Raw genomic sequence first — 18,012 nt, 5'->3', positions numbered from 1 at the left:
CCGCAAAATGCAACGATTCTGACCAATACTTAAATAGCCATCGTTCCAAACTGACCGGGCCTGCTCAATCTATGCGAATGCGCCTTATGTTGTTGGGCGGCGGGAATGCCCTCGGGCAGGCGCTGATTCGCCTCGGTGCAGAGGAAGACATCGGTTTCCTCGCCCCCAAACCGCCCCAAGACGGCTGGGATGCCGCGAGCCTTACCCAATTGCTCGACGACACCCGTCCCGATGCGTTGATCAACCTCGCCTACTATTTCGACTGGTTCCAGGCCGAAGCCGTCAGCGAAACCCGTCTGGCCGCCCAGGAGTTCGCCATCGAACGCCTGGCCGAACTGTGCCAGCACCACACCATCACCTTGCTGCAACCCTCCAGCTACCGGGTGTTCGATGGCTCCCGCGCCACCGCCTACAGCGAAAAAGACGAGCCGGTGCCCCTGGGCCTGCGCGGCCAGGCGTTGTGGCGTATCGAACAGAGCGTGCGCGCCACCTGCCCGCAACATGTGTTGCTACGGTTTGGCTGGCTGCTGGATGACAGTGTCGAGGGCTCCCTCGGGCGCTTCCTTGCCCGTGCCGAGAAACCGGACGAATTGCTGATGGCGGACGACCGTCGCGGCAATCCGACGCCCGTGGACGATGCGGCGCGGGTGATCATTTCGGTGCTCAAGCAGCTCGATTGCGCGGCGCCGTTGTGGGGCACTTATCACTACGCGGGCCAAGAGGCGACCACACCGTTGGCGCTGGGCCAGGCGATCCTCACCGAAGCGCGCAATTACCACCCATTGGCCATCGAATCACCCACCGCCCAGGCCCATGCGGCCCGGCCGGATGCGGGTGACGAACCGCAGCATGCGGTGCTGGCCTGCAAGAAGATCCTGCACACCTTTGGTATCAAGCCACGGGCCTGGCGGGCGGGGTTGCCGGCGTTGCTGGATCGTTACTACCGTCACAGCTGACACAGCCCAAACGCAAATGTGGGAGCTGGCCGCTGTGGGAGCCGGGCTTGCCCGCGATGCAGACACCTCGGTGTATCAGTGATACCGAGGTGTTGCTATCGCAGGCAAGCCAGCTCCCACAGCGGCCAGCTCCCACATGGGTTATGCGGTGCCGCTTAGAACTTGTAGCCGATACCCACCATGTAGACCATCGGGTCCACGTCCACATTGACCTTGGCACGAGTGCCAGGTGCCACGGCGTTGTTTTCCACGGTGGCCTTGGTGCTGATGTCGATGTAGCGCGCCTGGGCGTTGATCATCCACTTGTCGTTGATCATGTAGTCCGCACCGATCTGTGCGGCCCAGCCCCAGGAGTTTTCAGCCTTGAAGTTGCTGAAACCGGCGCCTTGAGCGCGGCTGCCGACGTGTTCGTCGTAGATCCAGGTGTAGTTGATACCGGCGCCCACGTACGGTTGGAAGGCAGACTTGTTGTCCAGCGGGTAGTACACGACGCTCAGGGTCGGCGGCAGGTGTTTCAGGGTACCGAGCTTGCCGTTGGCGGCGCCGAGGGCGGTGTTCTTGATCTTCACGTCATGTTCGAACGGCGTGGCGGCCAGCAGTTCGATACCGACGTGGTTGGTCAGCATGTAGGCGAAGTTCAGGCCCAGTTGGGTGTCGCTGCTCATGGTCGCCTTGCCGCCCAGGTTGGCGCCTGCCAGTGGGCCCTGGTCAACCTTTACGGTGCCGCTGTCGGCCTTCGGGTTGACGGTAATGGCACCGGCGCGAACCAGGATGTCGCCCGCTTCGTGAGCGTGGGCAACAGGGGCGACGAGGGCGAGCGCGAAGAGGGACGCGCCGAGCAGTGACTTGTTCATGGGAGCTCCAAGGGACGTTTAAAAGTTGTAGGTCCAATGGTAAAGATCGTTCCGTGCGGTCTTTTGATTCAGCTCAATGAAAGGGCGATCAGCGTTATTACTGCAGTTCGTACATGTAAATCTTCTCGGCCTCCATCTGGTAACCGGCGTCGGCCAGCTCGCTGGTGGACGGCTTGACCTGCATCGCGCCCTCGATCCAATACGGCTGGTATAGCTCATCGAGTTTCACGCCGACTTCGCTTTTGACATGCACGATCTGGTTCGACGGCGGCGGTGGCACATGGATGCATGCGCCGAAATACGGCACCAGCAAGAACTCGGTGGTGCGGCCTTCTTCGCTGACTTCCAGCGGCACGATATAGCCCGGCAGGCGGATGTGCTGGCCGTCGAGGGCCTGTACCACGGGGGCGTTGGGCAGGTCCTGCTTGGCGGCCGGCGCCGCTTCGACCGATAAGGTATCGGCCATGTTCGACAGGTCGTGCAGCGGTTTCATGTTTGGTACTTCCGGCGGCGCATCCGGCGGGATCATCTCCTGCCACGACAAATCCTTGGGCTGCCCGGCAGCCCAGGCAGGCACGCTCATCAGCAGCAACAGCGCAAACAGGGCACGACGCATCGAAGCCTTCCTCATAAACGAATGGACAGGCCGTCGGCCAGGGATTGTCGATAGGCACGCCACGCGGGCACGCCTCCCATCAACAGCGCGGCGGCCAGGATACCGGCGAGCAACGTCCATTCATATTCGCTTGGCCACGCCATTGGCAAGTCCAGGCCGTAGTTGGCCTGCAAATACCCACGCGAGGCGGCGATGCACACGTACAGCAAGCCAATGCCCGCGACCACGCCGGACAGCGCCAGGGCGAAGGCCTCGAAGATCAGCAATGTCGCGATGTGCCACGGACGTGCGCCCACCGAGCGCAAGATCGCCATTTCGCGGCGGCGCTCGTTGAGGCTGGTGAGGATCGCTGTGAGCATGCCGATCAAACCGGTCAGCACCACGAACAGCGAGATCACGAACAGCGCTTTTTCGGCGGTGCTCATCATGCTCCACAACTCTTGCAGCGCCACGCCCGGCAAGATCGCCAGCATCGGCTCGCCACGGAATTCATTGATCTCCCGTTGCAGGGCGAACGTGGAAATCTTGTTGTTCAGGCCCAGCATGAACGCAGTGATGGCCTGCGGGGTGAGGTCCATGTTGCGCGCCTGATCTGCGCTGATACGGCCTTTGCCCTGGGCCGGCACGCCGTTGTGCCAGTCGATGTGGATCGCCTCCATGCCGCCCAGGCTGATGTGCAACGTGCGGTCTACCGGGGTGCCGGTGCGTTTGAGGATGCCGACCACGGTGAAGGGTTTGTCGTCGTGCTTGACCAGGCTGACCACCGCCACGCCATGGGCCAGTACCAGCTTGTCGCCGAGCTTGTAGTGCAACGCCTCGGCGACTTCGGCGCCGAGCACCACTTCGAACGGGTCGCTGGCGAAGGCGCGGCCGCTGGCCAGTTCGAGGTGTTGCTTGCGGCCGTACTGATAGTGCTCGAAGTAGGATTCGTTGGTGCCCATCACGCGGTAGCCACGATGAGAGTCGCCGAGGGAAATCGGGATCGCCCATTTCACCTGGGGGTTGGCGGCGAAGTGCTCGTAGCTGTCCCAGCGGATGTTGTTGGTGGCATTGCCGATGCGGAACACCGAGTACAGCAGCAGGTTCACCGAGCCGGAGCGGGCGCCGACGATCAGGTCGGTGCCGCTGATGGTGCTGGCGAAACTGTTGCGCGCCTCGACGCGCACACGCTCTACCGCCAGCAGCAGGCACACCGAGAGGGCGATGGCGAAGGCCGTGAGGATCGCGGTAAAGCGGCGGTTAGCCAGGCTGGCCATGGCTAGACGGAACAGATACATCTCAAACCTCTGCGGGCGTGGCGGCGCGATTGAGTTCGGCCAGCGACAGGTGGCGGTCGAACAGCGCAGCCAGGCTTTGATCGTGGCTCACAAACAGCAGGCTGGCGCCGGCTTCGCGGCATTCGGCGAACAACAGCTGAAGGAAAGCCTCGCGGGCGTCGTAGTCCAGGGCCGAGGTGGGCTCGTCGGCGATCACCAGTTCCGGTTGGCCGATCAATGCACGGGCGGCGGCGACACGTTGTTGTTGGCCGATGGACAGTGAATCGGCGCGGCGTTCCAGCAAGGTTTTATCCTTCAAGCCGAGGTGCGCGAGCAAGGTCGCGGCGGCTTGATCGACACTGCCGTGGCGCTGCCTGGCCCGTTGCGCACGCAGCTTGGAAAAGTGGCAGGGCAACTCGACATTCTCGCGCACCGACAGGAACGGCAGCAGGTTGAACTGCTGGAAGATATAGCCGGTGTGGTCGACGCGGAAGCGGTCGCGGGCGCCGGCCGAAAGCTCGGTCAGCTCCTGGCCGAGCAGGCGGATGCTGCCCTGGCTGGGCGTTTGCACACCGCCGAGCAGGCCCAGCAGCGTGGTTTTGCCGCTGCCGCTAGGGCCCTTGAGGAACAGGCTTTCACCCGCGTCCAGGCGGAACGCGGGGATGTCGAGCAACTGCGGGTGACCGGGCCAGTTGAAGCCCAGGTCGGACAGTTCGATCAGTGCTTGGGTCATGTGAACTCAGAACTTCAGAGTGGCGGCTGTGGCCGTCGCGTCAACACCTTGCTGGCCGCTCGGGCCGATCAGTTGTACCTGAATTTTCTGGGTGGCGGGGAAGGTCTTGAACACCTGGGTCAGGTCGAGGTTGCTCAGGGCCGTCGGCGTGGCGCAGGTGAATTGGTAGTGGGCGTGGATTTCGCTGTGGTCGTGATGATGCTCGCCGTCTTTGGCGTCGTGATCGTGGTCATCATCGTCGTCGTGATCGGCTTCGGGCTTGTCGCCGAACAGTGGGCTGTTGAGTTCCTGGGAGCTGGCCACGCAACCGGCGGCCTTGGGCAGGTTGAACAGGGCCAGCGGGTTCTCCAGCTGTTTGCGCACGGCCGCGACCTTGGCTTTGTCGGCGGCGCTGGTGGCAGGGTGTTCGAAACCCACCAGGTTCATTGCCGGGCTGTCCAGTTCCAGCTCCAGGGCCTGGCCGTCGAGCACAGCGTTGAGGCGGCCGACGCCATGTTCGTGGGCGCCGAGGCTGCCGTGCTCGTGGTCGTGCTCTTCATGGGCATGGGCAACCGCCAGTGGCAGCAGGGCAAACGGCAAAGCAAGCAACAAACGGCGCATGGGGGCGGCTCCAGAGATGAAAGTTTTGTTATGTGATCTTATAACAATAGGGCTGAGAGTTTGACCGCCCGCTTGGCGTTGCGCAAGCCGCATGGGAGCATGCCCGTCAGAAAAAATGCAGGAGTACGGATGATGTTGAGAATTCGTGGAACCGTCGGCGACCTGCCGGTGGACTTGACCCTGGAGCTGGACGACGGCGATTGGGCACGCCTGGGCGCCCAGTTGCAGGCTGCCCCCGCGCCAAGTGCGCCGGCTGCAGTGCCAGTCAAGCAGGATGAAGATCTATGGCAGAAGGCCCAGGATGTATTGCGCAGCGCCGGGCAACTCAGCGGTCTGGAGTTGCTCGATCAATTGGAAGGCCTGGCCGGCGACGCCTCGGCGGGCAAGCGCCTGTTGGTGCGCCTGCGCCATAACGCCAAGGTGAAAGTCGCCAGCGGCGGGGATACGCCGCTGTACAGCTGGGTCGGTGATTAGTACAACGCAGCGAACAGCTTGCGGCGGTACACCGTGACCAGCGGGTGATCATTGCCCAGCAGTTCGAACACCTGCAGCAAGGTCTTGTGCGGCAAGCCTTCACTGTAGCTGCGGTTGCGGATAAACAACTTGAGTAAACCTTCCAGCGCCGCGTCGTACTGCTGGCGCGCCAGTTGCTGGATGCTCAGTTGGTAGGCCGCTTCGTCATCCTGCGGGTTTTGCGCCAGGCGGCTTTTCAGGTCGGCGGCGTCCGGCAGGTCGGCGGCCTGGCGCAGGAAGGTGATCTGCGCCTTGGCGCCGGCGAGGGCGGCCTTGTGCTCGTCGCTTTTGACTGCGTCGAGCACGGTTTGGGCTTCGCCCAGCTCACCGCGCTCGGCCAGGCAGCGTGCATACAGGATCAGCGCGGCGGCGTTGGTGTTGTCCTCGCCCAGCAGCGTCACCAGTACGGCCTCGGCATCGTTGATGCGGCCTTCGGCAAACAACGCCTGGGCCTGCTCCAGCGGATCGGCTGCCGCCGGTGGTGGCATCTGCACATGCGGCTCCAGCATTGCCCGCACTGCCGACTCCGGCTGCGCCCCGGCAAACCCATCGACCGGCTGGCCATCCTTGAACAGCACCACCGTCGGCAGGCTGCGAATGCCAAAGCGCGCCACGATGTCCTGTTCGGCCTCGCAATCGACCTTGGCCAGCAGCAGCTCACCCTGGTAACTCTCGGCAATCTGCGCCAACAACGGCATCAACGCCTTGCACGGCGCACACCACTCGGCCCAGAAGTCCACCAGCACGGGCTTGTGGAAGGAGTTCTCGATCACTGCCTGGTCGAATGTGGCGGTGGTGACATCGAAGATATACGGCGTGGGCTCACTCATGGGGCGTCTCGAATAAAGCGGGAATGGGGGGAACTATAAGGGCTGGCGCAGTTGGCTGAAAGCACGGCGGGTTCAAGATCGCTATCGCGGGCAAGCCCGCTCCCACAGGGGAATGCATTTCAACAGGACGCGGCAGTGCGAATCTGGGAGCGGGCTTGTCGGCGATGGCCTCAAGGCCGCCGCGAGTGGTACAGGCTCACCTTGCGAAACTCCCAAGGCTCGGCCAGGTCCGGCAGCGTCAACGCGTCCAGGACTTCCAGTCTTTGATACTCCGCATGTTGAAAGTCGCGCACCCGCGAATCGGCCACCAGTGCCTCACGGCCGCGGGTCAGGAAGTGATCGAGCAGCGGCAGGTTGGCGCGGTCGTAAAGCACGTCGGCCACGAGGATCAGGTCGAAGCGGTCGGTTTCGGCAAAGAAGTCCTGTGAATACCCCAGTTCCACACCGTTGAGTTCGGCATTCGCCCGGCAAGACGCCAGCGCCAGCGGATCAAGATCGCACGCCACCACTTCCAGGGCGCCGGCCTTGACCGCCGCGATCGCGGCCACGCCGGAGCCGGCGCCAAAATCCAGCACGCGCTTGCCGGCAACCCACTCGGGATGCACCGCCAGATACCGCGCCAGCGCCAGGCCGCTGGCCCAGCAGAAGCTCCAGTAGGGCGGTTCATGCAGGATGCGCCGGGTTTCTTCGGGGCTGAAGGCGCGGTCCATGTTGTCTGCATCCAGCAGCCATAACGACAACTCGGTGCCCGGCAGCGGGCAGGGCATCAGTTGGGCGTCGCCGATCAGTTCGCTCAGTGCCGCTTGCAGGGCCAGCGGTGGCGTCATGGTGCCTTGACGAGTTGCAGGGGGCCGGTGGTCTGGGTGATCGCCTGGGTGATGCGCACGGCGGGCAGGTGCAGGATCAACTGGCCGGACTGGCTGGCGCGGCCGCGCAATTCAACGCGGGCGCCGGCCGGGAAGGCCTGGGGGTTGAAACGCAGGCGGAAGGCCAGGGGCTTGCCATTGCCGGTGAGCACGCTGCTGGCGAGCAACTGTTGTGGGCGCGAGCGATCGTCGATCACCAGCAGGGCCATCTCGACTTCGGCGCCGGCCGGCACGTTGGTCAGGCTGCCGTTGATTTCACGCTGATAGGCCGGTAGCGGGCCGAGGTCTTCAAGGCCCGGGACTTTTTTCTCTTGCGCAGGCTGAGGGGCGGGCGCGGAAGGTTTGGGGGCTTCGCTGCTGCAGGCGACCAGGAAACTGAACACGGTAAGTAATACAAGTGGTCGTAACTGCATGTACGGCTCCAGAAAGGGCAAAATCCGTGGCTTAAAAAAAATGAAACATAATAGTCAGCCTATATACCGTAAAGGCTATGGCTTGTCTTGCCACGGGGATGCGCTACCATGGCCCTCCCTTTTTTTGTTGCCTGCCACCATGCACTGTCCCTTCTGCGGTGCCAACGACACCAAGGTCATTGACTCACGTCTGGTCGCCGAGGGCGATCAAGTGCGTCGCCGGCGCGAATGCCTGGCCTGTGGTGAACGTTTCACCACCTTCGAAACCGCCGAACTGGTATTGCCACGCCTGATCAAGTCCGACGGCAGCCGCCAGCCTTTCGACGAAGAAAAACTGCGCGCCGGTATGCAGCGCGCCCTGGAAAAACGCCCGGTGAGTGTCGAGCGGCTGGAGGCGGCGCTGGCGCATATCAAGCACAAACTGCGTGCGACCGGCGAGCGCGAGGTCAAGAGCCTGGTGGTTGGAGAACTGGTGATGGGCGAGCTGCAAAAGCTCGACGAAGTCGCCTATATCCGTTTCGCCTCGGTCTATCGACGCTTCCAGGACCTCAATGAGTTCCGCGAAGAGATCGACCGCCTGGCCCGGGAGCCTGCCAAACAATGAACCCGCCGTCTGCCGAACAAGCTGTCCTGGACGCCCACTACATGGCCCGCGCCCTCGAATTGGCGCGCAAAGGCTTGTACACCACCCATCCCAACCCTCGGGTCGGCTGCGTGATCGTGCGCGATGGGCAGATTGTCGGTGAAGGTTGGCATGAGCGCACCGGCGAGCCCCACGCCGAGCCCAACGCCTTGCGCGCCGCCGGTGACAAGGCCCGGGGCGCCACGGTGTACGTGACCCTCGAACCGTGCAGCCACCACGGGCGTACACCGCCGTGCGCCGATGCCTTGGTCACGGCCGGTGTCGCGCGCGTCGTGGCCGGCATGCAGGACCCGAACCCCGAAGTGGCCGGGCGCGGCATGCAGCGTCTGGCACAAGCCGGGATCGAGGTCTTTAGTGGCGTGCTGGAAGCCCAGGCCCGCGCATTGAATCCGGGGTTCCTCAAACGCATGGAACACGGCCTGCCCTTCGTGCGGGTCAAGCTGGCAATGAGCCTGGACGGTCGCACCGCCATGGCCAGTGGCGAAAGCCAATGGATCACCGGTCCGGCTGCCCGCGCCGCCGTGCAGCGCCTGCGTGCCGAGGCCAGTGTGGTGCTGACCGGCGCCGACACGGTGCTCGCCGACGGCGCCCGCCTGACCGTGCGCGCTGCCGAACTGGGCCTGGACGACGCCACCACGGCCCTGGCCATGTCGCGCCCGCCGTTACGTGTACTGATTGACGGCCGCCTGCGCGTGCCGCTCAACGCACCGTTCTTCAAGGCCGGGCCGGCGCTGGTCATCACCTGCGTAACCCCGGAGAACCAGTTCCCACGTGGCCCCGAATGCCTGGTGGTGCCGGGTGTCGATGGCCAGGTCGACCTGCGTTCGGCGCTGGTGGCGCTGGCCGCCCGTGGCGTCAACGAAGTGTTGGTCGAGGCAGGCCCGAGCCTGGCGGGGGCATTTGCCCAGCAAGGCCTGGTGGATGAGTACGTGATATTCATCGCCGGCAAGTTCCTCGGTTCCGCTGCACGGCCGTTGCTGGACTGGCCGCTTGAGAAACTGGCCGACGCCCCCCAACTCAAGATCACTGAAATGCGCGCTGTAGGCGACGACTGGCGAGTCACTGCCATCCCGCTTCCACCCGCGAGCGTATAATTCTGACCGGGCGCTCAAGTGCCCGCACCGTTTTCCAGGAGAAGGCCATGTTCACCGGCATCATCGAATCCATCGGCAGCATCCGCGCCATGACCCCAAAAGGCGGCGATGTGCGCCTGTCGGTTGAAACCGGCAAGCTCGACCTCGGCGACGTCAAGCTGGGTGACAGCATCGCGATCAACGGCGTGTGCCTGACCGTCATCGAGTTGCCGGGCAACGGCTTTGCCGCCGACGTCAGCCGGGAAACCCTGGATTGCACCGCGATGAACGACCTCAAGGCTGGCAGCCCGGTCAACCTGGAAAAAGCCCTCACCCCAACCACCCGCCTGGGTGGTCACCTGGTCAGCGGCCATGTCGATGGCGTCGGCGAAGTGGTAGCCCGCAGCGAAAACGCGCGTGCCGTGGAATTCCGTATCCGCGCGCCCAAAGAGCTGGCCAAGTACATCGCGCACAAAGGCTCGATCACCGTCGATGGCACCAGCCTGACCGTGAACGCCGTGAACGGCGCCGAATTCGAACTGACCATCATTCCCCACACCCTCAGCGAAACCATCATGGCGTCCTACCAACCAGGGCGCCGGGTGAACCTGGAAGTCGACTTGCTTGCCCGTTACCTGGAGCGCCTGCTACTGGGCGATAAGGCCGCAGAGCCAACCGGAAGTAACATCACCGAAAGTTTTCTGGCCGCTAACGGCTACCTGAAATCCTGACCAAGGGGGTGCCACGTGGCGCTCAATAGCATCGAAGAACTGGTTGAAGACATCCGCCAAGGCAAGATGGTCATCCTCATGGATGACGAAGACCGCGAGAACGAAGGCGACATCATCATGGCCGCCGAGGCCTGCAAGCCCGAGCACATCAACTTCATGGCCAAGCACGCCCGGGGGCTGATCTGCATGCCCATGAGCCGCGAGCGCTGCGAATTGCTCAAGCTGCCGTTGATGGCGCCGCGCAACGGCTCCGGGTTTGGTACCAAGTTCACCGTGTCCATCGAAGCGACGACGGGCGTCACCACCGGTATCTCCGCTGCCGACCGCGCACGCACCGTGCAAGCGGCCGCCGCCAAGGACGCCAAGGCCGAAGACATCGTCAGCCCCGGCCACATCTTCCCGTTGATGGCCCAACCGGGTGGCACCCTGGCCCGCGCCGGCCACACCGAAGCCGCCTGTGACCTGGCGCGCATGGCCGGTTTCGAGCCCAGCGGCGTGATCTGCGAAGTGATGAACGACGACGGCACCATGGCCCGTCGCACCGAACTCGAGGCGTTTGCCGCCGAACACGGCATCAAGATCGGCACCATCGCCGACCTGATTCACTACCGGATGATCCACGAACGTACCGTTCAGCGGATTGCCGAGCAGCCACTGGACAGCGAACTGGGCCAATTCAATTTGGTGACCTACCGTGATTCAGTGGAAGGCGACGTGCACATGGCCCTGACCCTGGGCACCGTGTGCGCCGAAGAGCCGACCCTGGTGCGCGTGCACAACATGGACCCACTGCGCGACCTGCTGATGGTCAAGCAACCGGGCCGCTGGAGCCTGCGCGCCGCGATGGCTGCGGTCTCCGAGGCCGGCAGCGGTGTGGTGCTGTTGCTCGGTCATCCCCTTGATGGCGATGTGCTGCTGGCGCATATCCGTGAAACGGCCGACCACGCGCCGGTGAAAAAGCCGACCACCTACAGCATTGTCGGTGCCGGTTCGCAGATCCTGCGTGACCTGGGCGTGCGCAAAATGCGCCTGATGAGTGCACCGATGAAATTTAATGCCATATCCGGTTTCGACCTGGAAGTTGTAGAATACGTGCCCTCCGAATAAAGGCCGGCGATTTCTGCCCCTTGTTCGCGGTTAAATCATCACTAAGGGACGCACTTTTCGCGTCCCCGCTCTTTAAGAGATTTGTCGAATGACCCTGAAGACCATCGAAGGTACCTTCATCGCCCCCAAAGGCCGCTACGCCCTGGTGGTTGGCCGCTTCAACAGCTTCGTGGTTGAAAGCCTGGTAAGCGGTGCCGTGGACGCCCTGGTTCGCCACGGTGTGAGCGAGAGCGACATCACGATCATCCGTGCGCCTGGCGCCTTCGAAATTCCGCTGGTTGCGCAAAAAGTTGCTCAGCAGGGCGAATACGCGGCGATCATCGCCCTGGGCGCGGTCATTCGAGGCGGCACTCCGCACTTCGAATACGTGGCTGGCGAATGCACCAAGGGCCTGGCTCAGGTGTCCATGGAGTTCGGCGTGCCGGTTGCGTTCGGCGTTCTGACCGTTGACTCCATCGAGCAAGCCATCGAGCGTTCCGGCACCAAGGCCGGCAACAAAGGTGCTGAAGCTGCCCTGTCCGCCCTGGAAATGGTCAGCCTGCTGTCGCAGTTGGAGGCCAAGTGATTTCCGACGAGAGCGATCGTTTCAACCCACGCGACGAGCGTCCGGCCGATGCCGGCAAGCCATCGAAGAACGAGAAGCGTCGCGCTGCTCGTCAGTTGGCGACCCAGGCGCTGTACCAACGTCACCTGGCCGGTGCCTCGCTGAACGAAATCGAAGCGCAGTTTCGCGTCGACAACGATTTCACCTTCGCCGACCTGCCGTACTTCCACGACATCCTGCACGGCGTGCATGCGCACCTGACCGAGATCGACACGGCCCTGGCACCTTGCCTGGACCTGACCATCGAGGAACTGGACCCGGTTGAACTGTGCGTGATGCGCCTGTCCGCATGGGAACTGCTCTATCGCGTCGACGTGCCGTACCGCGTAGTGATCAACGAAGGCATCGAACTGGCGAAAGTCTACGGTTCGACCGACGGTCACAAGTTCGTCAATGGCGTACTCGACAAGCTGGCCCCGCGCTTGCGCGAAGCCGAAGTGAAGGCGTACAAGCGCTAACCTGCGCTTGAATCCTTGATGGGCGAGTTTGAGCTGATCCGTAAATACTTCGCCGCCGCGCCTTGTGCGCAGGGCGGCGAAGGCATTGCCCTGGGGATCGGCGATGACTGCGCCTTGCTGGCGCTCCCCGCTGGGGAGCAGTTGGCAATCTCCACCGATACCTTGGTGGCCGGGGTGCATTTTTCCGACCCTTGCGACCCGTTCCTGCTCGGCCAGCGCTCGTTGGCCGTGGCGGTAAGCGACCTGGCGGCCATGGGCGCCCATCCCCTCGCATTTACCCTTGCCCTGACCACGCCGACCGTGGATGCCGATTGGCTGCAACGCTATGCCCAAGGTTTGAACGCCATGGCGCAGAGTTGCGGCGTGGGCCTGGTGGGCGGTGATACCACACGTGGCCCGCTGAGCCTGACCCTGACCGTGTTCGGTCGTGTGCCGGCCGGGCAGGCGTTGACCCGCAGCGGTGCGCAGCCGGGCGACCTGCTGTGCGTGGGCGGTGAGCTGGGCAACGCCGCCGGTGCCTTGGCTTTGGTCCTGGGGCAGCGCAGCGCCGACGCAGCCATCGCCGAACCGTTGCTGGCCCATTACTGGTCGCCACAACCGCAACTGGCCCTGGGGCTGGCGCTGCGGGGCAAGGCTACGTCTGCGATGGACATCTCCGACGGTCTGCTGGCTGATTGCGGGCATATCGCCAAGGCTTCGGCCGTCAGCCTGTTGATCGAGCGCGAGCGATTGCCGCTGTCAGAGGCGTTGCTGGCGTTTGTCGGCGATGACGAAGCGCGTGTGGCCGCGTTGAGTGGCGGCGATGATTATGTGCTGGCGTTCACCCTGCCACCTGCCGAACTGGCGCCGTTGCTGGCCAGCGGTTGGCCGGTGCGGGTGATTGGCCGGGTCGAGGTGGGGCAGGGCGTGACGCTGCTGGACGCCAACGGGCGGGACATCACCCCGGCCGTGCGCGGTTATCAGCACTTTCGCGATGCGCCGTAAGTCGGCGCGCTGCGCTACCCTCTATCCGATGGTTACGAAGTAGGAGGTTGTCCGTATGGATGTGCGCCGCTGGCTGCTTATCCTACTGTGCGCAATGACATCTTTGGCTCAGGCCGATCAGGTGCCCGGCAAGGTTCTGCTCGCCAGTGAAGCCTGGGACGACTACACCAATACCGATGGCAGCGGTCTGGCCTGGGACGTCTTGCGCCAGGTGTTCGAGCCGGAGGGAATCACCCTGCAAACCCGTACCGAACCCTATACACGCTCGGTCGGCCTTACCCAGCGCGGCGAGGTGGACGGCTGGGTGGGCGCCTATCGCGACGAAGCCACCGGCGTGTTGTATCCCCGCTCGAATTTCGACTCCGACCATATCTACGCCCTTGGACTGGCCAGCACGCCACCGCCGACGTTGGCCACATTGGGCAACTATCGCCTGGCCTGGGTGCGCGGCTACAAGTACGAGGACTACCTGCCCAATGTGCAGCGTTTCAACCAGATCGAGCGGCGCGACAGCGTCACGTCAATGCTCCTGCATGCCCGGGCGGACTTCTATATCGATGCCCTGACCGAGGTCAGCGAAGTCCTCAAGCAAGCGCCAGACCCTTCCAGGTTCAAACTGACGCATCTCGCGGAACTGCCGCTGTACGTGGGTTTTGCCGATACCGAACGAGGCCGCAGCCTGATGGCGGTATTTGACCGGCGCATGGCAGCCCTGGTGAGCAGCGGCGAGCTGAAGCCGATCTTTGAACGCTGGAAACAGCCGTATCCGTTCTGACCTGCATAGAACCGGGATGAAGGCCAATCGAACCGATTGATCTTTATCAGCGATAATTCAGCTTAAGCGTCTGTAGGAACGTGCTGTTACAATGGCCGCCTTTGTAAAAACTGAAATCAGGAGCACACGGTGCCCGTCGTTTTCGTCGCCGCTTCCAAGCTGCCTACCCCTTTTGCCACGTTCACCATGAACGGCTTTCTCGAAGAAGCCACCGGCCGCGAGCACGTTGTGCTCAGCCTTGGCGACATCGCTGACGGCGCGCCGGTGCTTGGCCGCGTGCACTCCGAATGCCTGACTGGCGACGCACTGTTCAGCCAGCGTTGCGACTGTGGTTCACAACTGGAAGCCGCCATGCGTGCCATCGCCCGTGAAGGCCGTGGTGTGTTGCTGTATCTGCGCCAGGAAGGCCGTGGCATTGGCCTGATGAACAAGATCCGCGCCTATGAGTTGCAAGATGGCGGCGCCGACACCGTCGAAGCCAACGAGCGCCTGGGGTTTGCCGCCGACCAGCGGGACTATGCGATCTGCCTGCCGATGCTCGAGCACCTGGGCGTCAAGTCCCTGCGCTTGATGACCAACAACCCGCGCAAGGTCAAGGCCTTGACCGAAATGGGTATCACCGTCGCCGAGCGTGTGCCGCTGCACACCGGGCACAACCCGCACAACAAGCTCTACCTGGCCACCAAAGCCAGCAAGCTCGACCACATGATGGGCAATGAGCATCAGGGCGAGGTCGACCGCGCGTGACCCGTGGCCAGGTGAAACGGCGACTGTCCTTCAACTGGTGGCAGTACCTGGCCCTGGCGCTGCTGCCTTTGTTTGTGATCAACCTGGTGTTTGGCCAGACCGAAGCCCTGCTGCCGGTACTGGCCATGCCGTTCTTTATCGCCGGCGTGGCCTCGATGTTTCTCAGCCTGCGTTACTTTCACGGCTATAAACACGCGTTGATCGCCACCTCCAAAGCCCTCGATACCCCTGAAGAGCCCGCGGCCTGGATCACCCTGGCAGCCCGCCGACGTACCGCCTTGCTGATTGCCGCCATACCGGCCTGGATCGGCGCGCTGGCGGTGTTTGTCGGCCTCGAAGCGGTGCCACTGTTTTTGTTGGCGCTGTCGACGCTGGTGCTGTTTTACCTCTACCGCATCCCTCGCCAACTGGGATGAAGCGCCACTGGCTGGCGCTTGTGTTGCTGGCATCCAGCGTTCAGGTGCTGGCGGTTGAGCGTGTCGTCAGCCTGGCGCCATCCCTGTCTGAAATCGTGTTTGAACTGGGCGCCGCCGACCTGCTGGTGGGCGTGCTCGACGGCGGTGAACGGCCGGCAGCCTTGGCAGAGGTGCCGTCAGTCGGGCGCTACGGCCAGTTGGACATGGAGCGTCTGCTCAGCCTCAAACCCGACCTGATCCTGCTGTGGCCCGGCAGTGTCGGCCCGGCGCAGCGTGAGCAGCTACAGCGCTTGAAGATTCCGGTTTACCTCGCCGACCCCCATAGCCTTGAACAACTGGTCACCCAGGTGGACGCGATTGCCGTGCAACTGGGGCGTGCGGACGCTGGCCGCCGATTGGCCGCCAACTTGCGCGAACAACTGGTTGAACTGCGCCGGCGTTACCAGCGCGCCGAGCCGTTGCGGGTGTTTTACCAGGTGTGGAACCAGCCGCTGTATACCGTGGGCGGTGAGCAGATCATCAGTGATGCGCTGAAGGTGTGCGGCGCACGCAATGTGTTCGATGACCTCAAGCTGCCTGCGCCGCAGGTGAGTATCGAGTCGGTGTTGCAGCGTGATCCGCAGGTGATTCTGGTCGGTGATCAGGTGCAGAAAGAGGCCTGGAATGCCTGGCCGGCGATGGCGATGCGGGTTCGGGTGGTGCCGGACAAAGGGCTGGAGCGGCCCAGTGGGCAGATGGTGCAGGCGCTGGGGCGCTTGTGTCAGGTGATTGCGCCGAGCCTCTGAAGGTAGTCCAAACCAATGTGGGAAGGGCTTGCCCCTCCCACATTCTGATCCGGGTTACAGGCCCAGTTGCGCCGTGCGCTTGAGCACCGCCGCCTCGATACCCGCTTCATCCAAACCACATTCCGCCAGCATCTGCGCCGGCTTGGCGTGTTCGACGTACACATCCGGCAAGCCCAGGTGCAGCACCGACTTGAGGATGTTCTCCCGCGCCAGGAACTCGCTGACCGCCGCACCCGCGCCGCCCATGATGGCGTTTTCTTCAACCGTCACCAGCAGCTCGTGGCTGGCGGCCATCTCGCGGACCAAGGTTTCATCCAACGGTTTGACGAAGCGCATGTCGACCACGGTAGCGTCGATCTTCTGCGCCACTTTCAGGGCTTCGGCCAGTTGCACGCCAAACACCAGGAACGCTGTCTTGCTGCCTTGGCGCCGCACGATGCCCTTGCCGATCTCGATAGGCGCCAGGTCCTTCTCGATCACCGCGTTCGGGCCATTGCCGCGGGGGTAGCGCACGGCGGCCGGACCGTTGTAGAGGTGGCCGGTGCTGAGCATCTTGCGCAGTTCGTTCTCGTCGCTCGGGGTCATCACCAGCATGCCGGGGATGCAGCGCAAGTAGGACAAATCAAAGCTGCCGGCGTGGGTCGGGCCGTCTTCGCCAACCAGGCCGGCGCGGTCGATGGCGAAGAGCACGTCGAGGTTCTGCACGGCGACGTCATGTACCAGTTGGTCGTAGCCGCGTTGCAGGAATGTGGAGTAGATCGCCACCACCGGCTTGGCGCCTTCGCAGGCCATGCCAGCGGCGAACGTCACCGCGTGCTGCTCGGCAATCGCCACGTCGAAGTAGCGCAGCGGGAAGCGCTCGCTGAAGGCCACCAGGTCGGAGCCTTCCTTCATCGCCGGGGTGATCCCCACCAGGCGCGGGTCGGCAGCGGCCATGTCGCATAGCCATTCGCCGAACACGCCGGAGTACTTCGGCCCACTGGCCTTTTTCGGCGCGGCGGCGGGGGCGTCCAGCGGTTCCAGCTTGGTGATGGCGTGGTAGCCAATCGGGTCGACTTCCGCAGGCGCGAAGCCTTTGCCTTTCTTGGTGACGATGTGCAGGAACTGCGGGCCCTTGAGGTCACGCATGTTGCGCAGCGTGGCGATCAGGGTCGGCAGGTCATGGCCGTCGATCGGGCCGATGTAGTTCCAGCCCAATTCTTCGAACAGGGTGCCGGGAACCAGCATGCCCTTGGCATATTCTTCGGTGCGCCGGGCAATTTCCCACGCGCCGGGCAGGCGCGAGAGCACTTTCTTGCTGCCTTCGCGCATGCTGGCGTAGGTGCGGCTGGAAAGGATTTTTGCCAGGTAATTGGACAAGCCACCGACGTTGCGCGAGATCGACATGTCGTTGTCGTTGAGGATCACCAACATGTTGGCGTCCACTTCCGGCGCGTGGTTCAACGCTTCGAAGGCCATGCCGGCGGTCAGCGCGCCATCACCGATCACCGCAATCGCCTTGCGATCGCTGCCTTGCAGGCGGGCGGCAATCGCCATGCCCAGCGCGGCACTGATGGAGGTGCTGGAGTGACCGACGCCAAAGGTGTCGTACTCGCTCTCGGAGCGACGCGGGAAGGCGGCAATGCCGTCCTTCTGGCGCAGGCTGCCCATCTGGTCGCGGCGGCCCGTGAGGATTTTATGCGGATACGCCTGATGGCCCACGTCCCACACCAGCCGGTCGTCCGGGGTGTCGAACACGTAATGCAGGGCGATAGTCAGCTCGATGACGCCCAGGCCGGCACCGAAATGCCCACCGGTCTGGCCGACCGTGTAGAGCAATTCCAGGCGCAACTCATCGGCCAGGGTTTCCAGCTCGGCTTCACCCAGACGACGCAGGCCGGCCGGCGTGGCAGCACGGTCGAGCAGGGGCGTGGACGGGCGCTTGCGGGGAATCTCTTGAAACGTCGTGGGCATCAGGCGAATCGTTATAGGTATAGAAGAGGCGGCAGTTTACCTCAAGCATCGCAAACTGCCCACGCAGAGCGCCGAACTTGGCTGATATGCGGCTGCAAT

Annotated in this window: 22 protein-coding genes; 13 read left to right on the top strand and 9 right to left on the bottom strand. The window is 63.4% G+C overall.

What is annotated here, in order from left to right; all coding sequences use genetic code 11:
* Positions 1–71: 71 nt before the first annotated feature.
* Positions 72–956, top strand: a complete 885-nt coding sequence (locus tag AC3ISR_RS25120; protein WP_192299088.1) for a sugar nucleotide-binding protein — start codon at positions 72–74, stop codon at positions 954–956.
* Positions 957–1,111: 155 nt separating this feature from the next.
* Here AC3ISR_RS25120 and AC3ISR_RS25115 read toward each other — a convergent pair whose 3' ends face one another.
* From AC3ISR_RS25115 to AC3ISR_RS25095, 5 genes are all read right to left on the bottom strand, one after another.
* Positions 1,112–1,810, bottom strand: coding sequence for an OmpW/AlkL family protein (locus AC3ISR_RS25115; protein ID WP_192299087.1), 699 nt, complete (start codon positions 1,808–1,810; stop codon positions 1,112–1,114).
* A gap of 97 nt (positions 1,811–1,907) precedes the next feature.
* The gene (locus AC3ISR_RS25110) at positions 1,908–2,426 is read right to left on the bottom strand and encodes a DUF3299 domain-containing protein (RefSeq protein ID WP_192299086.1); all 519 of its coding nucleotides are present in this window, start codon (positions 2,424–2,426) and stop codon (positions 1,908–1,910) included.
* An 11-nt stretch (positions 2,427–2,437) separates the two neighbouring features.
* Positions 2,438–3,703, bottom strand: coding sequence for an ABC transporter permease (locus tag AC3ISR_RS25105; protein ID WP_192299085.1), 1,266 nt, complete (start codon positions 3,701–3,703; stop codon positions 2,438–2,440).
* Between the two features lies 1 nt (position 3,704).
* Complete coding sequence (locus AC3ISR_RS25100) at positions 3,705–4,415, bottom strand: ABC transporter ATP-binding protein (protein ID WP_192299084.1); 711 nt, start codon at positions 4,413–4,415, stop codon at positions 3,705–3,707.
* Positions 4,416–4,421: 6 nt separating this feature from the next.
* A complete protein-coding gene (locus AC3ISR_RS25095; RefSeq protein WP_192299083.1) occupies positions 4,422–5,015 on the bottom strand; it encodes a DUF2796 domain-containing protein in 594 nt (197 codons plus the stop codon).
* A gap of 132 nt (positions 5,016–5,147) precedes the next feature.
* Here AC3ISR_RS25095 and AC3ISR_RS25090 point away from each other — a divergent pair, with 132 nt between their 5' ends.
* On the top strand, positions 5,148–5,489 hold the full coding sequence (locus tag AC3ISR_RS25090) for a hypothetical protein (protein ID WP_305391605.1): 342 nt from the start codon (positions 5,148–5,150) through the stop codon (positions 5,487–5,489).
* On the opposite strand, the gene trxA is transcribed toward AC3ISR_RS25090, so the two are convergent.
* From trxA to AC3ISR_RS25075, 3 genes are all read right to left on the bottom strand, one after another.
* A complete protein-coding gene (gene trxA / locus AC3ISR_RS25085; protein WP_192299081.1) occupies positions 5,486–6,358 on the bottom strand; it encodes a thioredoxin in 873 nt (290 codons plus the stop codon). The two genes, AC3ISR_RS25090 and trxA, sit on opposite strands and share 4 nt — an antisense overlap.
* A 170-nt stretch (positions 6,359–6,528) precedes the next feature.
* On the bottom strand, positions 6,529–7,185 hold the full coding sequence (locus tag AC3ISR_RS25080) for a class I SAM-dependent methyltransferase (RefSeq protein ID WP_463983915.1): 657 nt from the start codon (positions 7,183–7,185) through the stop codon (positions 6,529–6,531).
* A complete protein-coding gene (locus AC3ISR_RS25075) occupies positions 7,182–7,637 on the bottom strand; it encodes a YbaY family lipoprotein (RefSeq protein ID WP_192299079.1) in 456 nt (151 codons plus the stop codon). The genes AC3ISR_RS25080 and AC3ISR_RS25075 overlap by 4 nt, the downstream gene beginning before the upstream one ends.
* Before the next feature lie 139 nt (positions 7,638–7,776).
* Here AC3ISR_RS25075 and nrdR point away from each other — a divergent pair, with 139 nt between their 5' ends.
* The 11 genes from nrdR to AC3ISR_RS25020 all read left to right on the top strand — a co-directional run bounded on the left by nrdR (position 7,777) and on the right by AC3ISR_RS25020 (position 15,960).
* On the top strand, positions 7,777–8,241 hold the full coding sequence (nrdR, locus tag AC3ISR_RS25070; RefSeq protein ID WP_192299078.1) for a transcriptional regulator NrdR: 465 nt from the start codon (positions 7,777–7,779) through the stop codon (positions 8,239–8,241).
* Complete coding sequence (ribD, locus tag AC3ISR_RS25065; protein ID WP_463983914.1) at positions 8,238–9,374, top strand: bifunctional diaminohydroxyphosphoribosylaminopyrimidine deaminase/5-amino-6-(5-phosphoribosylamino)uracil reductase RibD; 1,137 nt, start codon at positions 8,238–8,240, stop codon at positions 9,372–9,374. The genes nrdR and ribD overlap by 4 nt, the downstream gene beginning before the upstream one ends.
* A gap of 47 nt (positions 9,375–9,421) precedes the next feature.
* The gene (locus AC3ISR_RS25060) at positions 9,422–10,084 is read left to right on the top strand and encodes a riboflavin synthase (protein WP_017736638.1); all 663 of its coding nucleotides are present in this window, start codon (positions 9,422–9,424) and stop codon (positions 10,082–10,084) included.
* Positions 10,085–10,099: 15 nt separating this feature from the next.
* On the top strand, positions 10,100–11,191 hold the full coding sequence (ribBA, locus tag AC3ISR_RS25055) for a bifunctional 3,4-dihydroxy-2-butanone-4-phosphate synthase/GTP cyclohydrolase II (protein ID WP_463983913.1): 1,092 nt from the start codon (positions 10,100–10,102) through the stop codon (positions 11,189–11,191).
* Positions 11,192–11,279: 88 nt separating this feature from the next.
* Positions 11,280–11,756, top strand: coding sequence for a 6,7-dimethyl-8-ribityllumazine synthase (ribH, locus tag AC3ISR_RS25050; RefSeq protein WP_003176356.1), 477 nt, complete (start codon positions 11,280–11,282; stop codon positions 11,754–11,756).
* Positions 11,753–12,253, top strand: coding sequence for a transcription antitermination factor NusB (nusB, locus tag AC3ISR_RS25045; protein WP_192299075.1), 501 nt, complete (start codon positions 11,753–11,755; stop codon positions 12,251–12,253). The genes ribH and nusB overlap by 4 nt, the downstream gene beginning before the upstream one ends.
* A gap of 18 nt (positions 12,254–12,271) precedes the next feature.
* Positions 12,272–13,237 (top strand): thiamine-phosphate kinase, encoded by a 966-nt coding sequence (gene thiL / locus AC3ISR_RS25040; protein ID WP_192299074.1) that lies wholly within the window; start codon positions 12,272–12,274, stop codon positions 13,235–13,237.
* 55 nt (positions 13,238–13,292) lie between these two features.
* Complete coding sequence (locus AC3ISR_RS25035) at positions 13,293–14,012, top strand: substrate-binding periplasmic protein (RefSeq protein ID WP_192299073.1); 720 nt, start codon at positions 13,293–13,295, stop codon at positions 14,010–14,012.
* Between the two features lie 129 nt (positions 14,013–14,141).
* Positions 14,142–14,759: a GTP cyclohydrolase II gene (ribA, locus tag AC3ISR_RS25030; RefSeq protein ID WP_016978544.1), complete on the top strand. Its 618-nt coding sequence runs from the start codon at positions 14,142–14,144 to the stop codon at positions 14,757–14,759.
* Entirely contained in the window at positions 14,756–15,175 is a 420-nt protein-coding gene (locus AC3ISR_RS25025) for a nuclear FMR1 interacting 1 family protein (RefSeq protein WP_192299072.1), read from the top strand. Before ribA ends, AC3ISR_RS25025 begins: the two co-directional genes overlap by 4 nt.
* Positions 15,172–15,960: a cobalamin-binding protein gene (locus tag AC3ISR_RS25020; RefSeq protein ID WP_463983912.1), complete on the top strand. Its 789-nt coding sequence runs from the start codon at positions 15,172–15,174 to the stop codon at positions 15,958–15,960. Before AC3ISR_RS25025 ends, AC3ISR_RS25020 begins: the two co-directional genes overlap by 4 nt.
* A gap of 54 nt (positions 15,961–16,014) precedes the next feature.
* Here the strand turns inward: AC3ISR_RS25020 and dxs are convergent, their stop codons facing one another.
* Positions 16,015–17,913 (bottom strand): 1-deoxy-D-xylulose-5-phosphate synthase, encoded by a 1,899-nt coding sequence (dxs, locus tag AC3ISR_RS25015; protein ID WP_192299070.1) that lies wholly within the window; start codon positions 17,911–17,913, stop codon positions 16,015–16,017.
* Positions 17,914–18,012: the final 99 nt, after the last annotated feature.

The organism is Pseudomonas sp. GL_117 (assembly GCF_057835125.1).
Note: the sequence above shows the minus strand (reverse complement) of the source record. Positions and strands in the feature narration are given on the sequence as shown.